The organism is Streptomyces sp. NPDC054847, from assembly GCF_053610925.1.
On sequence record NZ_JBSGZJ010000114.1, the window covers coordinates 1 to 17,540 of the forward strand.

Consider the following 17,540-nt stretch of genomic DNA (forward strand, 5'->3'; position numbering starts at 1 on the left):
CACGGTGCGGACCTTCACCGCCACGGCGACCTACAAGGGCGGCGACGGAGCCGGAACGGCGACGGCGACCCGCTCCCAGCGCAGCGGCACACCGCTGGCGGACCTCGCGGACGCCTACAACAACGTCGGCGTCACCGACGAGAGCAACACCACGCCCGGCAACTACGACGGCGGCGGCAACAGCTTCTCCGCCCAGAAACTCGCCGACGTCGGCCTGACCCCGGGCGCCACGGTACGGGCGCTGGGCGCCGAACTGACCTGGCCGGAGGCGCCCGCGGGAACCAAGGGCAACGTCTCCAGCGCCGGCCAGGCCGTCACCCTGAGCGGCCGGGGCAGCAAGCTCGTCTTCCTCGGCTCCGGGGTCGGCAGCGGCGCGACCGGAACGGCCACCGTCTACTACAAGGACGGCAGCACCGGCACCGGCTCGTTCGGCTTCCCCAACTGGTCGTTCGACCCGGCGAACGCCCACGGCGCGACGCTGGTCGCGTCCTCCGACGGCCGCAACCGGCAGAGCGGATACGGGAACGCGGGGATCGCCTACCGCATCTTCGCCCACTCGATCCCGCTCGACGCGGCCAAGGACGTCGACTTCGTGGTCCTGCCCGGCAACGGGAACATCCACGTGTTCGACATGGCCGTCGCTCCCTGAGAAACCCGGCCGTGACCCCCGGGCCCGCCGCGGAGCACGCGGGCCCGGGGACCGCGTGCTCAGACGGCGTGGACCTTGATGCCCGCCTCACTGAGCCGGGCCGCCATCTCGGGCGGCAGCGCCGAGTCCGTCACCAGCACGTCGACGCGATCCAGGCCGCAGATCCTGGCGAATGCACGCCGGCCCATCTTGGACGAGTCGGTCACCACCACGACCCGGCGCGCCCGCTCCGCGAACAGCCGGCTGATGCTCGCCTCGTCCTCCTGATGCGTCATCAGCCCCAGCCGGGGATCCACCCCGTCGACCCCGAGGACGGCCACGTCCAGGACGACCTCGTTCAGCACGCCCACGGTCAGCGGGCCGACGAGCTCGTAGGTCTGCGGACGGGCGACACCCCCGGTGACGACGATCTTGATCTGGGGGCGTACGGCGAGCTCGCCCGCGATGTTGAGGGCGTTGGTGACGACGGTCAGCGAGGGCGCGGTCATGTCGGAGAGCTCCCGCCGCCCGCCGCCGGCGGCCCGGAGCGCCAGGGCCCGCGCCACCTCGGTCGTGGTCGTGCCCCCGTTGAGGCCCACGACATCACCCTCGCCGATCAGCTCTGCGACGGCCGCGGCGATGCGCTGCTTCTCGGAGGCGTGCCGGGACTGCTTGTAGCGCAGGGGAAGCTCGTAGGAGACACCGTGCGCGACGGCGCCGCCCCGGGTGCGCACGAGCATCTGCTGCTCGGCGAGCTCGTCGAGGTCCCTTCTGATGGTGGCGGGCGACACCTCGAGCGTCGTCGCGGCCTCCTCGACCTCCAGCTTGCCCTCGGCGGCCAGCAACTCCAGCAACCTGCTCCACCGCTCGTGCTTGGACATGTGTCGGACTCCTCCGGGGCCTGGATCCTGCGCTCCCACACGCTAAGGGACGCGGAGCGGCCACTTGCCCGAGGGGAGCATGCTGCTGGATACTGCGCAAGTGTGTGCTTGTAGTTGCTCGGAAGTGCGTCTGATTGCGCAAAATCATGCAGGCGCCGCCGGGTCGGTGCAAGGGAGGCCGTACCGGGCCCCCGGCCCTACCCTCCCGCCACCCCTCACGAAGGAGTTCGTCCCTTGTCACCCCACGGTTCCTCCCGTACCTCGGCCGAGATCGCCTCGCAGCCCGACGTCTGGCGCCAGGCGGCCAGGTCGCTCCCGCGACATGCCGCCGCCCTGCCCCGCCGGGGCGAGCGCGTCGCGGTCATCGGCTGCGGAACCTCCTGGTTCATGGCCCAGTCCTACGCCGTGCTGCGTGAGAGCGGTGGCCACGGCGAGACGGACGCCTTCGCGGCCTCCGAGTTCCCGCACGGCCGCCGCTACGACCGCGTCCTCGCCATCACCAGGTCGGGCACCACGACCGAGGTGCTGGATCTGCTGCGGCGGGTGAAGGGCACCGTGCCCAGCGGGGCGATCACCGCCGACCCCACGACGCCCGTCATGCAGGCGGCCGACGCGGTCGCGGTCCTGGACTTCGCCGACGAGGAGTCCGTCGTCCAGACCAGGTTCGCCACCGCCAACCTGGCGTTGCTGCGCGCCCATCTGGAGGCGGAGGACGCGCTGCCCGAGGGCGTACGCCCCCTCGACCGGGCGATCGAGGACGCCGAGCGGGCCGTTCTCGAGCCCCTCGACCCCGAGGTGTGCGCCGCCGAGCAGTTCACCTTCCTCGGCACCGGCTGGACCTACGGCCTGGCGCTCGAGGCCGGGCTGAAGATGCGTGAGGCGGCCGGCGCCTGGACCGAGGCCTACCCGGCGATGGAGTACCGGCACGGGCCGATCAGCATCACCGGCCCCGGGCGCGTGGCATGGGCCTTCGGCCGGCTCCCGCACGGTCTCGCGGACGATGTCGCACGGGTCGGCGGCACGCTCGTCGCCGGCTCCTCGGACAGCGCCCGGGACCTGGACCCGCTCGCCGACCTCGTGCGCGCCCAGCGCCTCGCGGTCACGCTCGCCGAAGCGCGCGGCCACAACCCCGACCGGCCCCGCAACCTCACCCGGTCCGTCGTCCTCGAGAACAGCCATGCCTGAGCCGCGCGACCGCCGCTCCCGTACGACCGTCACCGTGGAGGAAGTCCATGCCGCTCACGCCCACTGAGGACATCGTCCGCTCCGCTGTCCAAGGCGGCGTGGGCGTCGGAGCGTTCAACGTCGTGCAGCTCGAACACGCGGAGGCCATCGTCGCCGGCGCGGAGGCCGCCGGCCGGCCCGTGATCCTCCAGATCAGCGAGAACACCGCCCGCTACCACGGGGCGCTGGAACCGATCGCGCTCGCGACCCTCGCCGTCGCCCGTGCGTCGCGCGCCCCCGTCGCCGTCCACCTCGACCACGCGGAATCGCGGGACCTCGTGCACCAGGCCGTCGAACTCGGGTTCACCTCCGTCATGTTCGACGCGTCGAAGCTGCCCTACGACGAGAACGTGGCCGCGACGGCGGAGATCACCGCCCACTGCCACGCCCGGAACGTCTGGGTGGAGGCGGAACTGGGCGAGGTCGGCGGCAAGGACGGCGCGCACGCGCCCGGCGTACGCACCGACCCCGCCGAGGCGCGCGCGTTCGTCGCCGCCACCGCCGTCGACGCCCTCGCGGTGGCCGTCGGCAGCTCGCACGCCATGCTCACGCGGGACGCGGTCCTCGACTTCGCGCTGATCACCCTGCTCCGGGACAGCGTGAGCGTCCCGCTGGTCCTGCACGGCTCCTCCGGCGTCGGGGACGAAGGACTCACCAAGGCCGTCGCGGCCGGCATGACGAAGGTCAACGTCTCCACCCACCTCAACAAGGCGTTCACCGACGCGGCCCGCGCCTACCTCGACGCCCACCCGGAGACGGCCGACCCCCGCAAGTACCTCGGCCCCGCCCGGGACGCCGTGGCCACGGCCGTGGCCGGGTTGCTGGCCGTCCTGCACGGGGAGCGCTCCGGCGGGCACACGGCGACGGGAGCGGCGGTCACGGCAGGGGCGTCCCGCCCGTCGCGTTGACGATCTCGGCCGTGATGTAACCGGCCTGCGGGGAGGCGAGGAACACGTAAGCGGGCGCCATCTCCGCAGGCTGGGCGGGCCGGCCGAACAGCGACTTCTTGCCGAACTCGGCGGTGTCCGGCATGGTCGCGGGGATGAGCGGCGTCCAGACCGGCCCCGGCGCCACCGCGTTGACGCGGATCCCGTCGGACGCCACCATCTGCGCCAGGCCCTGGGTGAAGGTGACGATCGCGCCCTTCGTCATCGCGTAGTCGAGCAGGTGCGGGCTCGGTTTGTAGGCCTGCACCGACGTGGAGTTGATGACGCAGCCGCCCCGGGGCATGTGGGGCAGGGACATCTTCGACACCCAGAACATGCCGTAGAGGTTGGTGCGCATGACACGGTCGAACTGTTCCGTCGTGATCGCGCCGATGCCTTCCGGCTGCGACATCTGGTAGGCGGCGTTGTTGACCAGGATGTCGATGTGCCCGAACTCGGCCACCGCTCGGTCGACGAGCCGCCGGCACTGCTCCTCCTCGCGGATGTCGCACGGCACCGGCACCGCCTTGCGACCCGCGTCCACGATCAGCCGCCGTGTCGCCTCCGCCTCCTCGGTTTCCTCCGGCAGATGGGTGAACAGCACATCGGCGCCCTCACGCGCGAAGGCGAGCGCCACCGCGCGGCCGATGCCCGAGTCGCCGCCCGTCAGCACGGCCTTCAGATCACGCAGCAGACCGCTGCCGCGATAGCTCTCCTCGCCGTGATCCGGCGGGGGGTCCATCGGACCCGTCCAGCCCGGGTGCTGCTGTTCCTGCTTCGGGAACTCCGGCTCCGGGTGCTTGGCCCCCGGATCCCTGGCCTCCTGGTTCTCCTCGGGCACGGCCGACTCCTCCCTTGCTGCGTATGTGTGCCTCGGCGGGCTACCCCGCCTACCCTCCGGTGCCGCGGGAATGCCCGCAAACGGGGCAAAGTGTCACTGTTCGGTCCGCCCGGCGTCCGTGTCCGCGGTGAGTCGCGCAGCGGTGCGCGCTCGGAAAGCGCAGGCGTTCGCCACGCCCGCTACGGGCAGGCCGGATCAGCTCGTCATGGCCTGGCCAGGGGCGGGCCGGTGCCGGCGGGGACCGTGCGCGGCGGAGGCGGCCCGGGCGAGGGCGGGGGACCGGCTGTCCTGCGCCGTTCGCGGGCCCGGCCGCGCCGCGCGTGCCGGCCACCCGGACGGGGGGCGGGTTGCGGGGCGTGGGGCTGTGGGACCCGGGGCGGGAACAGCCGCTCCTCGTAGCGGTCCAGTGCGAGCACCAGCCCGAGGAGCAGAACGGGCAGCAGCAGCGCGACCACCATCGCGACGGCGCCCGCGGGACCCGCTGTCACGGCACCGGCTCCGTACCGGGGAGCGGACAACCGCCAGGCAGATCTCTCGCGCCCGCTCCCGGACGACGGGCCGCACACACGTCGCGGTCCAGGAAGTGAATGCGTTGCGTGGGCTGCTGCGGCAGCCGTGCGATGTCTGCCATGACAATGCGCCTGCCCCGCCCGGCACGGCCTACGCCGCCGCCACGCCGTCCGAGCGGCGCCGGCCGCGGTCCGGGCGTTCTCGTCTTTCATGGCCGGGGGGTGACGCATCGAGCTCCCGTGAGGGGGCACACGACAGATCTCGACCTCGGCGGAGAGTGGTGGGCATGCGCACGGTGGGCGTGGAGGAGGAGCTGCTCCTCGTGGATCCGGACTCGGGCGAGCCGCGTGCCCTGGCCGCGGCGGTGCTCGCGTCCGCCGAGCAGGAGGGCGGCGACGGCCGGGATGTGTTCGAGGCGGAGCTCCAGCGGGAACAGCTCGAGTTCGCCACGCTTCCGCAGGAGTCGATGGACGCTCTCGCGGACGAGATCGGCCGCCGCCGCGCCGAAGCCGCCCACCACGCCGAACGTCTCGGCGCGGCGGTCGCCGCGCTGGCCACCTCGCCGCTGCCGGTCACTCCGTCGCTGTGGGGCGGCGAGCGGTACGGCTGGATGGCGGAGGAGTTCGGCCTGACCACACAGGAACAGCTCACCTGCGGGTGCCACGTCCATGTGGCGGTCGAATCCGACGAGGAGGGCGTCGCGGTCCTCGACCGCATCCGCCCCTGGCTCCCGGTCCTCGTGGCGATCAGCGCGAACTCACCGTTCTGGCAGGGCAAGGACAGCGGCTACTCCAGCTACCGCAGCCGGGTCTGGGCGCGCTGGCCGTCGGCGGGTCCGGTGGAGCTGTTCGGGTCCGCCGACCGCTACCACGAGCAGGTCGAGGCGATGGTCGGCACCGGGGCCCTGCACGACCAGGGAATGATCTACTTCGATGCCCGTCTCTCCCACCGGTATCCGACCGTGGAGATCCGTGTGGCGGACGTCTGCCTGGACCCTTCGACGACGGTGCTCGTCGCCACGCTCGTCCGCGGGCTCGTGGAGACGGCTGCACGCGAGTGGCGGGAGGGTCTGCCGCCGGTGCCGCACGGTGTCGGCCTGCTGCGGCTCGCGGCGTGGCGCGCCAGCCGCTCCGGACTGGAGGAACGGCTGATCCACCCGCTCACCATGCGCCCCGAACCGGCCGCCGACGTCGTACGGGTGCTGCTCGACCACGTCGGCGACGCCCTGAAGGACACCGGCGACGCGGAGCGCGCCGTGGACGCGGTCGCCGCACTGCACGCCGACGGCAACGGCGCCCGCTTCCAGCGCGACCTGCTGCACCGCACGGGAAGCCTGCGGGACGTTGTCGCCGCCTGCGTGCGCCGGACCGCCGGCCACTGACGCCGTGGCCGGCCCCCGGACGAACCCTCAGCGCCGCTCGCCGGTCGGCCGTCGAGGGACACGACTGCTGCCGAGGTCTTGGACGCGGCCCGGACCCGCCGCGCCGAAGACGCATGGATCTCCGCTCCTGGGGCATACGCCCATCGGGCCCCGCCGCGCATCCCCCGTCGCGGCGGGGTCTCCCTCTGCCCCGGTTCCGCCGGGGGTCAACCGCTCCGGCGGGCGGTCACCAGGAGGTACTCCCACTCCATGGCGAAGCCTCCCGAGCCGGAGCCGTGCTCGCGGGCCAGCTCGGTGAGTGCGCTGTCCAGTGCGGCGACCCGGTCCGGGGATTCGGCGATGTTCCGGTAGACGGCGATGGTCGGCCCGTACACGGCCTTGAAGTAGTCACGGAAGGCTTCCGGTCGGTCGAAGCGGTCCACCCGCACCGTCCGCCGGCGCATCTCCAGGCCGTTCACCCCGTCGCCGAGGAGCGCCCTGACGTGTTCCTCCTTGCCCCACAGCGGTGGGGGCTGCGCACCCGGGGGCGGCGGTGGGGCGTACGGCTTCATCGCGGCGAACATCTGCCCGATGAACCCCTCCGGCGTCCAGTTGATCAGGCCGACGGTCCCGCCCGGGCGGCAGACCCGGAGCAGTTCGCCGGTCGCTGCCTCGTGGTGCGGGGCGAACATGATCCCGACGCAGGAGATGACGGTGTCGAACTCGCCGTCGCCGAAGGGGAGCGCCTCGGCGTCGGCCTCGCGCCACTCCAGCTCCACGCCCTGCTTCCGCGCCTGTTGCCGTCCGGCCTCCAGCAGCTCCGGCGTGAGGTCGCAGGCGACGACATCGGTGCCGGCCTGCGCCGCCGGGATCGACGCGTTGCCCGTCCCGGCCGCGATGTCCAGCACCTTGTCGCCGGCCGCCACGCCGCACGCCTCCACCAGGGTCGTGCCCAGCTCGGGAATGAGCTCACCGGCCAGGGTGGGGTAGTCGCCCAGCGCCCACATCTTCCGGTGCTTCGCCTTGAGCGCCACGTCCGCCTGGACGTCGGCCTGGGCCGCTTCGGTCGCGTCAGTCATGACAGACCTCCTGGGGAGAGTCTGGCCGAGGCCGTCGGGAAGCGGCCTTTCCGGCCGTTTTCACCAGCTCTGCCGAATTGCTGCCGGTGCTTCCCACGATAGAGAGAGGTGGGTGGGCTCCGCCTGGTTTCTCCGTTTCACGCCCCGGTCCACTTCCGGCGGCGCCCGACCGGGATCGGCGCTGTCCGGCGTCGCCCCGTCACGGTCGGCGCGTTCGGTGCTTGCCCGTTCCGCCCCGCCCCACCCGAAGACTCAGGCGACCTCCAGCACGATCTTTCCGCGGGTACGCCCCTCCGAGCTCAGCCGGAACGCCTCGCCCGCTTCGGCGAGGGGCAGCGCATGGTCGACGTTCACGGTGAGGCTGCCCGAGTCCGCGAGCCGGCCGAGATCGGTGAGGTCGGCGGTGCTCGGCCGCACCCAGACGTGGTGCCCGCCGCGCTGTGTGACCGAGGCGTCCACGACGGACGCGACGCGGGTCCGGTCGGTGAGCAGCTGCAGTGAGACCTCCACGGCGTCCTCGCCGACGTAGTCGACGGCTGCGGTGATGCCGTCGGGCGCCAGCTCGCGTACCCGCTCGGCGAGGCCCTCCCCGTAGACGACCGGCTCGGCGCCCAGCGAGCGGAGGAAGTCGTGGTTGCGTTCGCTCGCCGTACCGATGACGCGGGCGCCCAGGGCCACCGCGATCTGCACGGCGAACGAGCCCACACCGCCGGCGGCGGCGTGCACCAGGACCGTGTCGCCACGCGTGACGCCGATGCGGGCCAGGGACTGGTGGGCGGTGAGCCCCGCGAGCGGCAGGCCCGCGGCCTGCCGCCAGTCGAGAGAGGAGGGCTTCTTCGCCAGCGTGCGGACCGGGGCGGCGACCAGCTCGGCGAACGTGCCGTGCTGCACCTCGTCCTTCCTGACGTAGCCGCAGACCTCGTCGCCCACGGAGAACTCGGTCGCGTCCAGGCCGACCGCCTCGACGACGCCGGACATGTCCCAGCCGGGGATCAGCGGGAAGTGGACGTTCATGATCGGGTCGAGGTATCCGGCGACGATCTTCCAGTCGACGGGATTGACACCGGCGGCCTTCACACGGACCAGGACGGCGTCGGGTGCGATCTTGGGATCAGCGGTTTCGGTGAGCCGCAGGACTTCAGGGCCGCCGTAGCGGTCGGCTGTGATCGCTCGCATGGTTCTTTCTACACCGCGGTGTGCCGCCACCCCGATCGTCCGCCGCCTCGTGTCGGCGCCGCCCGGGCGGGTACCCGCGCAGCGTCCGGCACCGCTGGAGACGTTCGACGAGGGAGGCGGAATGAGCGACGAATACCGGCCGGAGGGCTTCGAGGACACTGACGCCCCGCTGCCGCGTGACATGCCCGACCAGCAGGCCGGCGCGGCGGAGGAACCGTCGCCCGAGCAGGAATCGCCGGACCGGGCCGGGGGCGGCGCCGAGCAGCCGGAGGGGGCGGGCGACGACGTGCCCGACATGGACGAGGCGGGCGCCGGCCCGCGCGGAGCCCCCGGCGACGAAGGCGGGCCGTCCGGGACGCCGACACCGGACGAATCCACCGGCTGACCCGCGACGCACCGGCGCCGACCCCGGTTGCCGCAGCGGATACTTCCGCCCGGGGGCCGTTCCCGTACGCCCGCGATCGGTATTCTCCTGCCGAACGGTCGAACGATCAGCGGTGATCCGGCAGGGGAGGCCACAGGGCATGCGGGAGCCGAGCGAGGTGCGGCGGCGGCGGATCCTCGCTGTGGTGCGGTCGAGAGGGTCGGTGCGGGTCAGCGACCTCGCCGGCGAACTGGAAGTCTCGGTCGTGACCGCCCGCCGGGACGTCGAGGAGCTCGCCAGGACGGGCAAGCTGCGACGCGGGCACGGGGTCGCCCGCTCGATCGAATCCGCGACGCAGGCGCAGGTGCCCGTGCCCGCTTCGTCGGATGTCGCGAACGATGCGGCGGTGGCTCTTGTCGTCCCTGAGCGGCACACGTACCTGTACGAGACCATGCACGGCGCCCGTACCGTGCTCGACGCCGCCGGGATACGGGTGGCCCTGCACATCACCCCGCAGGCCGCGGGGGCCGAACGGCCGCTCGTGGAGCGCGCCTTGGCCGACGGCGCGCGGGGACTGCTGATCGCCCCGCGCTGGCGCACGGTGGCCGAGGAGGAGGCCGGCCACGCCTGGCTCGCGGACCTGGACGTGCCCACCGTCCTGATGGAGCGCAGACCGCGCCGGGGGAGCGGGCTGCATGCGATGGACTCCGTCTGTTCCGACCACTGGTACGGGATGCATCTCGCGGTCGAGCACCTCGTGTCGCTGGGGCACCGCAGGATCGTGCTGGCCGCGCGGGACGACAGCCCGACGGCGCGGGCGTTGCGTTCCGCCTTCGCCCGGATCGCCGGGGACCGCGAGGAGGTCGAGGCCTGGGACGTCGTGCTGAGCGCCTCGACCTCGGAGGCCGTCGATCCGGCGGGAGCATGCGATCGGGACGGCCCCGTCTCCGGCGACGGGCTCGCACGCCTGCTGCGGGAGCGCGGCTTCACGGCCGCCGTGCTCCACGGCGACGTCGACGCCCTGATGCTGGTGCAGCAACTCGCCGACAGCGGAGTGCGGGTGCCCCAGGACTGCTCGGTGGTGGCCTACGACGACGTCGTGGCGGCCTTCGGCAGCACCCCGCTCACCGCCGTCGCACCGCCGAAGGCCGCGGTGGGGCGGGTGGCCGCCGAACTGCTCGTGCAGCGGCTGTCCCGGCCGGGCGCGCCGCCTCAACGGACGGAACTCCTCCCCGAGTTGAAGATCCGCGGATCGGCCCAGGATCTCCGGTCTGATCGTTCGACCGTTTGAGTTTCCTCTGATCGTTCTCTTGACCTTGATCGACCAGTCGCTCAGGATGCTCTCTGTTCCGTGCTCCCGAGTCGCCTTGCTGTCTTCCTCCACAAGCGGTTTCTGTCCGGGCCGTGCCGGCCGGACAGAGCCGCGGCACGCCCGCCCACCCCGCGAGGAGAGAGATGCCCCGCTCGTCCGGTGCCGCCCCCGGCCGCTCCGCCCGCCCCCGTGCCGCGCTCGCCATGGCACCGGACGCGGCAGCCGCCGTGCTCGACCCCACCGCCCTGGCCGCCCTCACCGACATCTGTGATCTCGCGCCCGGACCCGCCCTCGACGACTTCTCCACCGGGCGGGCGCGCGAAGTCCTCCGCGACACCGAGGTCCTGGTCACCGGCTGGGGCTGCCCGCCGCTGGACCGGACCGTACTCGACGCCGCACCCGAGCTGCGCGCCGTCGTCCACACGGCCGGGTCCGTACGCGGCCACATCACGGAGGCATGCTGGGAACGCGGCATCGCGGTGTCCTCCGCGGCCGCGGCCAACGCCCTGCCGGTCGCCGAGTACACCGTCGCCATGATCCTCCTCAGCGGCAAGCGCGCGTTGGAGAGCGCCCGCACACTGCGGTCGGAGCGCCGCCGCCCCGCGCTGCTCGGGACACCGCGCGACATCGGCAACTACGGCCGGACGGTGGGCATCCTGTCCGCCTCCCTCATCGGGCGCCGGGTGATCGAGCTGCTGCGCGCGTACGACGTCGAGGTGCTGCTGCACGATCCGTACGTCGACGAGGACGACGCCACCGCGCTCGGCGTCGAGGCCGTGGGCATCGGCGAACTGTTCACCCGCAGCGACGTCGTCAGCGTCCACACCCCGCTGCTGCCCGACACCCGCGGTCTCGTCGGCCGGGAACTGATCGGCGCCATGCGGCCGGACGCCGTCCTGATCAACACCGCCCGTGGAGCCGTCATCGACCAGGACGCCCTCACCGAGGCGGCCGTCCAAGGCCGCATCCGTGCCGTGCTGGACGTCACCGACCCCGAAGTCCTGCCGCCCGAGCACCCGTTGTGGGACTGTGACAACGTCACGATCACACCGCACATCGCCGGCTCCCTGGGCAATGAATGGGGGCGGCTCGCGGAGCTCGCCGTCGCGGAGGTCGCCCGTTGGGCCGGCGGCGAGGCATTCGCCCACCCCGTACTGCGTGAGAGGCTGGCCCGTCTCGCATGAGCCTGCAACTGCCCGGCGACGACCGGGTCCTGAGTCCGTACACCGGGTACACCCGAGAGCACTGGGAGGCGGCGGCCGACGGCCTGCTGACGGCCGCCCGGCGCTGGTCGACCCCCAGGGGTGCCCTGCTGGACCTGCCGGGACGCCCCTCCGCCTCCGGGGTCCGCTCCGACGGACTCGAGGGATACGCCCGTACCTTCCTCGCCGCGGCCTTCCGGGTCGCGGGAGCGGGCGGCGACGACCCGCACGGATGGCTGGAGAGGTACGCCGAGGGCATCGCCGCCGGAACCCGCACCCCCGGCCGGGACGACGCCGAGTCCTGGCCCGTGATCCTCGGCCACGACGTCGCGGGCCAGCCCATGGTCGAGTCCGCGTCCGTGGCCCTCGGGCTGCGGATGACCCGGCCCTGGCTGTGGGACCGGCTCGAAGCGGAGGTCCAGGACCGGGCCGAGGAATGGCTTCGCGGCGCCCTGCGCCACGTACCCTCGCCCAACAACTGGTACCTCTTCCCGTACACCGTGGCCGGGTTCCTGGAATCGGTGGGCCGCGGCGACGAGGAGACCACGCGTGCCCGCGAGCGCGCCCTCGAACTGCTCGACGGCTGGTACCGCGGCCAAGGATGGTACGCCGACGGCGACGGCCGGGCGTTCGACCACTACAACGGCTGGGCCCTGCACCTGTATCCGGTGCTCGACTCCCATCTCGCCGGCGCCGCGGCAGACCCGTACGCGCCGCGGCTGCGCGAGCACCTGGAGAGCTACGGACTCCTCTTCGGCTCGGACGGGGCGCCCGTCCACTTCGGGCGCTCGCTCACCTACCGCTTCGCCGCCGCTTCCGCGGTCGGCCTCGGTGCCGTCACCGGCAGCACGCCGCTCGAGCCGGGGGTCTCCCGCAGGCTGATCAGCGGGGCGTTGCGCTACTTCCTCGACCGTGGCGCCGTCGGCCGTGACGGGCTGCTCGCCCTCGGCTGGCACGGGCGGCACGAGGAGACGCTGCAGAACTACTCCGGGCCGGCGTCCCCGTACTGGGCGTCGAAGGCGTTCGTATGTCTGCTCGCCCCGGCCGGGCACCCGCTGTGGACCGCCACGGAACAGGCAGCGCCGAGCGAGGGACCCGACCGGGTGCTGGCGCTGCCCGCGCCCGGGCTGCTGGTGCAGAGCACCCGCGCCGACGGAATCGTCCGGCTGCACAACCACGGCAGCGACCATGTGCGCCCCCAGGAGGGGGAGTCGGCCGCCGACGACGATCCGCACTACGGCCGTCAGGCGTACTCCACCCGCACCGGCCCGACGTCCACCGCCAACACCGCCGACAACCACCTCGGGCTCGTGGTCGGCGGCGTGCGCAGCGTCCGCCGCCGCATCCACCCGCTGGGCGCGGGCGGGGGCGACGGGTGGGGCTGGGCCGCGTCCTGGCACCGGCCGGTGTTCCCCGCGGGGCCGCCCATGGTGCCCGGCCTGAAGGTGGAGAGCGTCACCGTCGCCCGCGGGGGGATCGAACTGCGCGTGCACCGGGTGACCGGCGCTCCGCCCGGTGCCCGCGTCGAGCAGACGGGCTGGGCGACCGGCCCGGACGAGGCGCTGCACTCGGCGCTGCATCCGCTGCACGGCTGGCTCGAGGGGGACGAGGTACGCGCGCCGCAGGGGACCGCGTACACGCCGTGGGCCGTGATGCCGCGGCTCGCCGCCCCGGCGCGGGGCACCGGAGTTCATGCGGCGCTGGCGGTGCTCTCCGGCGATCCGCAGAGTGCTCCCGCGGCCGATGCCGTCGCCGCTGTGACCGTGGACGACGACGGCTTCGAGGTGCGGTGGGCCGACGACGGCTCCCGGACCCGGATCACCTTCGATCCCGTCTCCGTCACCTGCCGGGCCGCGCACCGGCCATGACGCGCAGGCCGGACAGGCCGGCCGGGTCCGGAGTCCAGGCCCGCTCGGCCGGGGCCTCGACCCCGGCCGGCCGGCGGCGGAGTGCTCAGATGCCGAACTCCGTGGGGGAGAGCCCCAGTACGGCGCAGGCCTCACGGATGATCTCCAGCTCGGACGGCTCGACGTAGCCGTCCGCGCCGGCGATGACGATGCCCGTCTGGATCACGGCCCTGGCCTCCGTAGGCTTCTTCGCCGCCTTGGCGACCTCCTGCATCACCTGCGCCTTGCCCAGCAGGAAGTTGGCGGAGAGCTGGTCGGCGTGCTTGTTGAAACGCTGGCGCAGCTGGTCCGCCGGGAAGTTCTGCAGGACGTCGTTGCCCAGGATCAGCGACTCGACGTGCTGCCGCTCCGCCTGGTCCACATGCCCGTCGGCGGCGGCGACCAGGGCGCACATCGCCATGCTGGCATCCCTGAAGGCCCCGCTCTTCAACTCCGTCTTCAGCGAGGTGAGCTGTGTCTTCAGCGCGCTCACCAACTGGGCGCGGGAGCCGCCCGAGGACCGTGAGCCCGTGCCGTGCCCGCCGGGGCTCCGGGTGCCCTGGCCCTGCTGCAGATTCTTGGCCTGGTCCTTGATCCGGTCCCACATTGCCACTGGTGCCACCTCGGCTTCTGTCGAGCGTCGTACGTGCGGCGACCGCGTGTCGCGGCCGCGTCACCCTGCCAACGCTCGGGCACGCCCACACGTTCCGGCCCCGGCGACCCCGTCCGGGTTCGGGCCGGTCACACCGCGGGCGGTTCCGAGAGGTCGAGTCCGGCGTAGTAGCGGCCCACACCGTCGAGATAGCCGGCGTCCGCCGTCTCGCTGTCCCTGCTGAACGGCGGGGCGTTCTTGATCTGCTCCTTCGTGGGGACGACGGTGACCGTCCGCTGCTCGGCGTTGATCCGCCGGACGAACCCCGCGGGCACGAGAACGCTCCGCCCGAAGACCCACGCGCCGGTGTCGACGACCAGATGCTGTCTGCCGGGGGCGTCGGACTGCCGGTCGACGTGCCCGAGGACCCCGTCCGGCGTCTCCACGGTGAAACCGGTCAGGTCCCGTCCCGGTCGGTGGCCGATGCCGGGCGAGTAGATCCACATGTCCTGCAACGTGAATCCTCCTGATCGTCGAATCGCGGTCGAATGACTGCCCCTGCGGAGCGCCGGGTGTCCGCACAAGGATGCCCGGTCCGCAAGATTGTGCCCCTCCGCGGCGGCAGAGATGCCGTCGTGTCCCGGACACACCGGTCGAGCGCCCCCTGTGCGCGCTTTTCGACTCTTCCGGATCCTTCAGGCGGCTTTTCGTACCGCAGGAGCCGTGCCCTGTGACGACTGACCTCAGTGCCCGGTCGTCCTCCCCTCCTGTGGTGCCCAGGCCGGAACCACGGCGCCCCCGCCGTTGCGGACCGCCTGGACGACCGCGTCGTGCAGTGCCCGGCTGGCTTCCTCGGAAGGGCACGGTGTGGGACTGCCGGCCATCGTGAACCAGTCCGTCGCACCCGTGAACTGCAGAGCGACCTGTGCGGTGTCATCGGCCCATGTGGTGTGGACGGTGAGGTTACCGGTCATCACCCCGGTCTCCTCCGTGAGGGCACCGCCGCGTCCCGTGTATACATCGCGAGTTGTCCATGACGCCCAGCTCATTACTCCAGACTCACACCATGACGGCGGATTCGCGAGCGCCCTTCACTTCCGCCGCCGAGTGTTGCCCGAAAGACACCTTGGAAATCGCTTTCCGCATGTCACGCGCAGGGAACCGGCGATGTTTGAGGCGGGACCGATCGGAGAGCAGACAGACATCCATGACGTCGAATACAGCTGGGATGTGAATTCCGTGGCTGAGAAGAAGAAGACCCGCGCCAAGATGGAACAGGCCAAGGGCAAGGCAAAGGAAGCCGCGGGCCGTGCCGTGGGCAACGAGAGGCTCACAGCCGAGGGGCGGGCGGAGCAGGCCAAGGGCGACGCCCGCCAGGCCAAGGAGAAGACGAAGGACGTCTTCCGCCACTGAGCGAAGCATGCCGTCGGCCCGTGCGGCTCTGATGCCGACGGGCCTGCCGGGACAGCTCCGGTGGCTTTCGTCCGGACCGGGCCCGGCAGGACCGGAACAAGAGGCCCTCTAGGGCAGAGCGGCGCCGCGCGCGGAGATCCAGAGCTCGTACCACTCCTCATGGGTGAGCTCAGGGTCCCGTCGCGCGGCGTCGGCGCACGCACGGATGCGTTCGGGCCTCGCGCTGCCGATGACCGGCGCGATCCGTGAGGGGTGCCGCTGGAGCCACCACAGCAGGACCGTCTCCGGCGAGGTGCCCTTGGCTTCCGCGAGCGATGTGACGAGCCGTGCCGTCGCCTGCTCCGCCAAGGTCTCCTGGCGGCCCGTGAAGCGTCCCTGCGCCAAGGCGCCCCAGGCCTGCAGACGAATGCCGTTCGAGCGGCAGTGCTCCACCGTCCCCAGCGGGAAACCGGTCGACGCCGCCTCCGGGGTGTTCACGAGGACGCCCCCTTCGAGCCAGTCCCGGCGGTGGAGGCTCATCTCGAGCTGGTTGGCGGCCAGCGGCAGCCCGAGGAAGCTCTGGAGGAGCGAGATCTGCGGGCCGCTCATGTTCGAGACGCCGAAGCGGCGCACGAGCCCCTGCCGGTGCAGCGATGTCAGTGCCTGTGCGACGTCCTCCGGGTCGGCCAACGGGTCCGGCCGGTGCAGCAGCAGTACGTCGATGACGTCGGTACGCAGGCGTACGAGACTCTCCTCGACGCGCCGCACGATGCTCCCGCCCCGCAGGTCGTACATGCCCGGCCGTTCACCGTCGGCGAGCCGGATGCCGCACTTCGTCTGCAGGACGATGCGTTCGCGCAGTCCCGGAGCCCGAGCGAGGACCTCGCCGAACACGGCCTCCGCCTTGCCGTGCCGGTAGATGTCGGCGTGGTCGAACGCCGTGATCCCGCTGTCGAGTGCCGCCTCGACCGCCGCCTCGGCGTTCGCGATGTCCGACGCGCCGTACGGCGTCGTGTCCCAGGCCCCGCCCAGGCCCATGCATCCGTAGAGCAGCCGCTCCGCGCCCGTGTCCGCGTTCTTCGTCACGGGCTCACCCTTCCACGGCCGGGTGGCGGCGCCCAAACGGGTATCCGCGGCGCCGGCCGCCGGACAGGCGCGGGCCGCGGGCCGGAGTGACGATGGAAGGAAGGCGCCGCGCGGCCGCCACGTGTTTCCCGGTCGCGAGGCGCAGGGACCGGGAGGCGGTCATGGAATATCCGGAGAGCTACGAACTCATCTTCCAGGCGGCGGCCGTGGACGACGTGGTCGTGGTGCGGCGTACCGACAAGACAGGACCGGGCGGCAACCCGATCTACGAGGACGAGACGGGGATCGTACGAGCCGAGGTGAGCGGCCAGAGTGAGGTACGGATGCTCGCCAGCGGCGGTCATCAGGCCCATGAGCTGCCGGTGATCGCGCGGACCGCGCAGGTGTGAAGTGCCGTACGGACCAGAAGGGTACGGACCAGAAGATGTGAGGTGCCGGAGGGCGTGACGCGCCGGACGGCTCAGGTGAGGCACCGCCGGAATGCGCACGTCGTGGCACGGCATGCGTGGCAAGGCGACGGTCGGCGGGCGTTACAGGGCGACGGGCGGGGCGGGCACCGCGTGCGGGGCGGTGGCCGCGTCACACCCGGCGATCGCTGTAACCGCAGACCCAGGCCAGAGCGGAGTGCACGCCGCGCACGTAGTCCCGCGTGGCGGGATCGCTCGCGGCCTCGTCCTCCCGGACCACCGCGGCGTCGATCTCGGCGGTCAGCAGTTCCATGTCCGGCACGCCGTCGACGCCTGCTCCGGTGACGGGCGATCGGGCGTCCCGGCCCAGGGCCCATCGGTATCCCGCCGACACCCCGTCCCGGTAGCCGGGCGGGGCCTCCCGTGACGAGAGGAGCCGGGGCAGTTCGCGTTCCGCCGCCTCGGCCTCTGCGTAGGCCCTGACCCCCACGGGTTTCCCTTCGTCCCGCTGCGGTTGCGCAGGAGCGCTCACTGGTTTCACCTTTCCCTCCGGCCCGCCGGCCGTCCTGGCGGGCGGCCGGCGACACCCTCGTTGCGGGATCTCGCCGGCAGCTTGTCCATGTCGGGTACCCACGTCGGCCGCCGAGTCACGGGCGTGTTCCGTCGTATCTGCT

General features: G+C 72.4%; 19 protein-coding genes and 1 pseudogene. 10 read left to right on the plus strand and 10 right to left on the minus strand.

Annotated elements, in window-relative coordinates:
• Positions 1-649, plus strand: a pseudogene (locus tag ACWGH4_RS14580) (NEW3 domain-containing protein); the annotation flags it as partial.
• A gap of 59 nt (positions 650-708) precedes the next feature.
• Here the strand turns inward: ACWGH4_RS14580 and ACWGH4_RS14585 are convergent.
• Positions 709-1,509, minus strand: a complete 801-nt coding sequence (locus ACWGH4_RS14585; protein WP_453460110.1) for a DeoR/GlpR family DNA-binding transcription regulator — start codon at positions 1,507-1,509, stop codon at positions 709-711.
• A 234-nt stretch (positions 1,510-1,743) separates the two neighbouring features.
• On the opposite strand from ACWGH4_RS14585, the gene ACWGH4_RS14590 reads away from it, so the two are divergent.
• Together ACWGH4_RS14590 and ACWGH4_RS14595 are read left to right on the plus strand one after the other, a co-directional pair.
• Complete coding sequence (locus ACWGH4_RS14590; RefSeq protein ID WP_453460113.1) at positions 1,744-2,694, plus strand: SIS domain-containing protein; 951 nt, start codon at positions 1,744-1,746, stop codon at positions 2,692-2,694.
• Positions 2,695-2,741: 47 nt separating this feature from the next.
• Entirely contained in the window at positions 2,742-3,641 is a 900-nt protein-coding gene (locus ACWGH4_RS14595; RefSeq protein WP_441262421.1) for a ketose-bisphosphate aldolase, read from the plus strand.
• Here the strand turns inward: ACWGH4_RS14595 and ACWGH4_RS14600 are convergent.
• Together ACWGH4_RS14600 and ACWGH4_RS14605 are read right to left on the minus strand one after the other, a co-directional pair.
• Positions 3,610-4,500, minus strand: coding sequence for an SDR family oxidoreductase (locus tag ACWGH4_RS14600; protein WP_441262422.1), 891 nt, complete (start codon positions 4,498-4,500; stop codon positions 3,610-3,612). The two genes, ACWGH4_RS14595 and ACWGH4_RS14600, sit on opposite strands and share 32 nt — an antisense overlap.
• A gap of 203 nt (positions 4,501-4,703) precedes the next feature.
• Positions 4,704-4,988, minus strand: coding sequence for a hypothetical protein (locus tag ACWGH4_RS14605; protein WP_453460116.1), 285 nt, complete (start codon positions 4,986-4,988; stop codon positions 4,704-4,706).
• A 308-nt stretch (positions 4,989-5,296) separates the two neighbouring features.
• Between ACWGH4_RS14605 and ACWGH4_RS14610 the strand changes: the two genes are divergently transcribed.
• Positions 5,297-6,391, plus strand: a complete 1,095-nt coding sequence (locus tag ACWGH4_RS14610; RefSeq protein ID WP_453460119.1) for a glutamate--cysteine ligase 2 — start codon at positions 5,297-5,299, stop codon at positions 6,389-6,391.
• A gap of 206 nt (positions 6,392-6,597) precedes the next feature.
• Here ACWGH4_RS14610 and ACWGH4_RS14615 read toward each other — a convergent pair whose 3' ends face one another.
• Both ACWGH4_RS14615 and ACWGH4_RS14620 read right to left on the minus strand, forming a co-directional pair.
• Positions 6,598-7,449, minus strand: coding sequence for a class I SAM-dependent methyltransferase (locus tag ACWGH4_RS14615; RefSeq protein WP_453460122.1), 852 nt, complete (start codon positions 7,447-7,449; stop codon positions 6,598-6,600).
• Positions 7,450-7,701: 252 nt separating this feature from the next.
• On the minus strand, positions 7,702-8,625 hold the full coding sequence (locus ACWGH4_RS14620) for an NADP-dependent oxidoreductase (protein WP_453460125.1): 924 nt from the start codon (positions 8,623-8,625) through the stop codon (positions 7,702-7,704).
• Between the two features lie 121 nt (positions 8,626-8,746).
• On the opposite strand from ACWGH4_RS14620, the gene ACWGH4_RS14625 reads away from it, so the two are divergent.
• The 4 genes from ACWGH4_RS14625 to ACWGH4_RS14640 all read left to right on the plus strand — a co-directional run bounded on the left by ACWGH4_RS14625 (position 8,747) and on the right by ACWGH4_RS14640 (position 13,371).
• Positions 8,747-9,010, plus strand: a complete 264-nt coding sequence (locus ACWGH4_RS14625; protein ID WP_453460127.1) for a hypothetical protein — start codon at positions 8,747-8,749, stop codon at positions 9,008-9,010.
• Positions 9,011-9,149: 139 nt separating this feature from the next.
• Positions 9,150-10,280, plus strand: a complete 1,131-nt coding sequence (locus ACWGH4_RS14630; protein ID WP_453460130.1) for a substrate-binding domain-containing protein — start codon at positions 9,150-9,152, stop codon at positions 10,278-10,280.
• A gap of 164 nt (positions 10,281-10,444) precedes the next feature.
• The gene (locus tag ACWGH4_RS14635; RefSeq protein ID WP_453460133.1) at positions 10,445-11,485 is read left to right on the plus strand and encodes a hydroxyacid dehydrogenase; all 1,041 of its coding nucleotides are present in this window, start codon (positions 10,445-10,447) and stop codon (positions 11,483-11,485) included.
• A complete protein-coding gene (locus ACWGH4_RS14640) occupies positions 11,482-13,371 on the plus strand; it encodes a DUF2264 domain-containing protein (RefSeq protein WP_453460136.1) in 1,890 nt (629 codons plus the stop codon). Before ACWGH4_RS14635 ends, ACWGH4_RS14640 begins: the two co-directional genes overlap by 4 nt.
• An 85-nt stretch (positions 13,372-13,456) precedes the next feature.
• Here the strand turns inward: ACWGH4_RS14640 and ACWGH4_RS14645 are convergent, their stop codons facing one another.
• The 3 genes from ACWGH4_RS14645 to ACWGH4_RS14655 all read right to left on the minus strand — a co-directional run bounded on the left by ACWGH4_RS14645 (position 13,457) and on the right by ACWGH4_RS14655 (position 15,030).
• Positions 13,457-14,002, minus strand: a complete 546-nt coding sequence (locus ACWGH4_RS14645; protein WP_441262431.1) for a TerB family tellurite resistance protein — start codon at positions 14,000-14,002, stop codon at positions 13,457-13,459.
• Positions 14,003-14,130: 128 nt separating this feature from the next.
• Positions 14,131-14,487, minus strand: coding sequence for a PRC-barrel domain containing protein (locus ACWGH4_RS14650; protein ID WP_441262432.1), 357 nt, complete (start codon positions 14,485-14,487; stop codon positions 14,131-14,133).
• A 237-nt stretch (positions 14,488-14,724) separates the two neighbouring features.
• The gene (locus ACWGH4_RS14655; RefSeq protein ID WP_307710033.1) at positions 14,725-15,030 is read right to left on the minus strand and encodes a hypothetical protein; all 306 of its coding nucleotides are present in this window, start codon (positions 15,028-15,030) and stop codon (positions 14,725-14,727) included.
• Between the two features lie 190 nt (positions 15,031-15,220).
• On the opposite strand from ACWGH4_RS14655, the gene ACWGH4_RS14660 reads away from it, so the two are divergent.
• Positions 15,221-15,394 carry a CsbD family protein gene (locus tag ACWGH4_RS14660; RefSeq protein ID WP_189472057.1) on the plus strand — a complete coding sequence of 58 codons (174 nt, stop codon included), beginning with the start codon at positions 15,221-15,223 and terminating at the stop codon, positions 15,392-15,394.
• 108 nt (positions 15,395-15,502) lie between these two features.
• Here ACWGH4_RS14660 and ACWGH4_RS14665 read toward each other — a convergent pair whose 3' ends face one another.
• Positions 15,503-16,459: an aldo/keto reductase gene (locus ACWGH4_RS14665; protein WP_441262433.1), complete on the minus strand. Its 957-nt coding sequence runs from the start codon at positions 16,457-16,459 to the stop codon at positions 15,503-15,505.
• 161 nt (positions 16,460-16,620) lie between these two features.
• Between ACWGH4_RS14665 and ACWGH4_RS14670 the strand changes: the two genes are divergently transcribed.
• On the plus strand, positions 16,621-16,848 hold the full coding sequence (locus ACWGH4_RS14670; RefSeq protein WP_189472059.1) for a DUF6296 family protein: 228 nt from the start codon (positions 16,621-16,623) through the stop codon (positions 16,846-16,848).
• Positions 16,849-17,038: 190 nt separating this feature from the next.
• Here ACWGH4_RS14670 and ACWGH4_RS14675 read toward each other — a convergent pair whose 3' ends face one another.
• On the minus strand, positions 17,039-17,398 hold the full coding sequence (locus ACWGH4_RS14675; protein ID WP_453460142.1) for a hypothetical protein: 360 nt from the start codon (positions 17,396-17,398) through the stop codon (positions 17,039-17,041).
• Positions 17,399-17,540: the final 142 nt, after the last annotated feature.

Coding starts and splice junctions, on each gene's coding strand:
- ACWGH4_RS14585 (WP_453460110.1), bottom strand. CDS start 1,509: ATGTCCAAGCACGAGCGGTGGAGCAGGTTGCTGGAGTTGCTGGCCGCC.
- ACWGH4_RS14595 (WP_441262421.1), top strand. CDS start 2,742: ATGCCGCTCACGCCCACTGAGGACATCGTCCGCTCCGCTGTCCAAGGC.
- ACWGH4_RS14610 (WP_453460119.1), top strand. CDS start 5,297: ATGCGCACGGTGGGCGTGGAGGAGGAGCTGCTCCTCGTGGATCCGGAC.
- ACWGH4_RS14615 (WP_453460122.1), bottom strand. CDS start 7,449: ATGACTGACGCGACCGAAGCGGCCCAGGCCGACGTCCAGGCGGACGTG.
- ACWGH4_RS14620 (WP_453460125.1), bottom strand. CDS start 8,625: ATGCGAGCGATCACAGCCGACCGCTACGGCGGCCCTGAAGTCCTGCGG.
- ACWGH4_RS14625 (WP_453460127.1), top strand. CDS start 8,747: ATGAGCGACGAATACCGGCCGGAGGGCTTCGAGGACACTGACGCCCCG.
- ACWGH4_RS14630 (WP_453460130.1), top strand. CDS start 9,150: ATGCGGGAGCCGAGCGAGGTGCGGCGGCGGCGGATCCTCGCTGTGGTG.
- ACWGH4_RS14635 (WP_453460133.1), top strand. CDS start 10,445: ATGCCCCGCTCGTCCGGTGCCGCCCCCGGCCGCTCCGCCCGCCCCCGT.
- ACWGH4_RS14640 (WP_453460136.1), top strand. CDS start 11,482: ATGAGCCTGCAACTGCCCGGCGACGACCGGGTCCTGAGTCCGTACACC.
- ACWGH4_RS14650 (WP_441262432.1), bottom strand. CDS start 14,487: ATGTGGATCTACTCGCCCGGCATCGGCCACCGACCGGGACGGGACCTG.
- ACWGH4_RS14655 (WP_307710033.1), bottom strand. CDS start 15,030: ATGAGCTGGGCGTCATGGACAACTCGCGATGTATACACGGGACGCGGC.
- ACWGH4_RS14670 (WP_189472059.1), top strand. CDS start 16,621: ATGGAATATCCGGAGAGCTACGAACTCATCTTCCAGGCGGCGGCCGTG.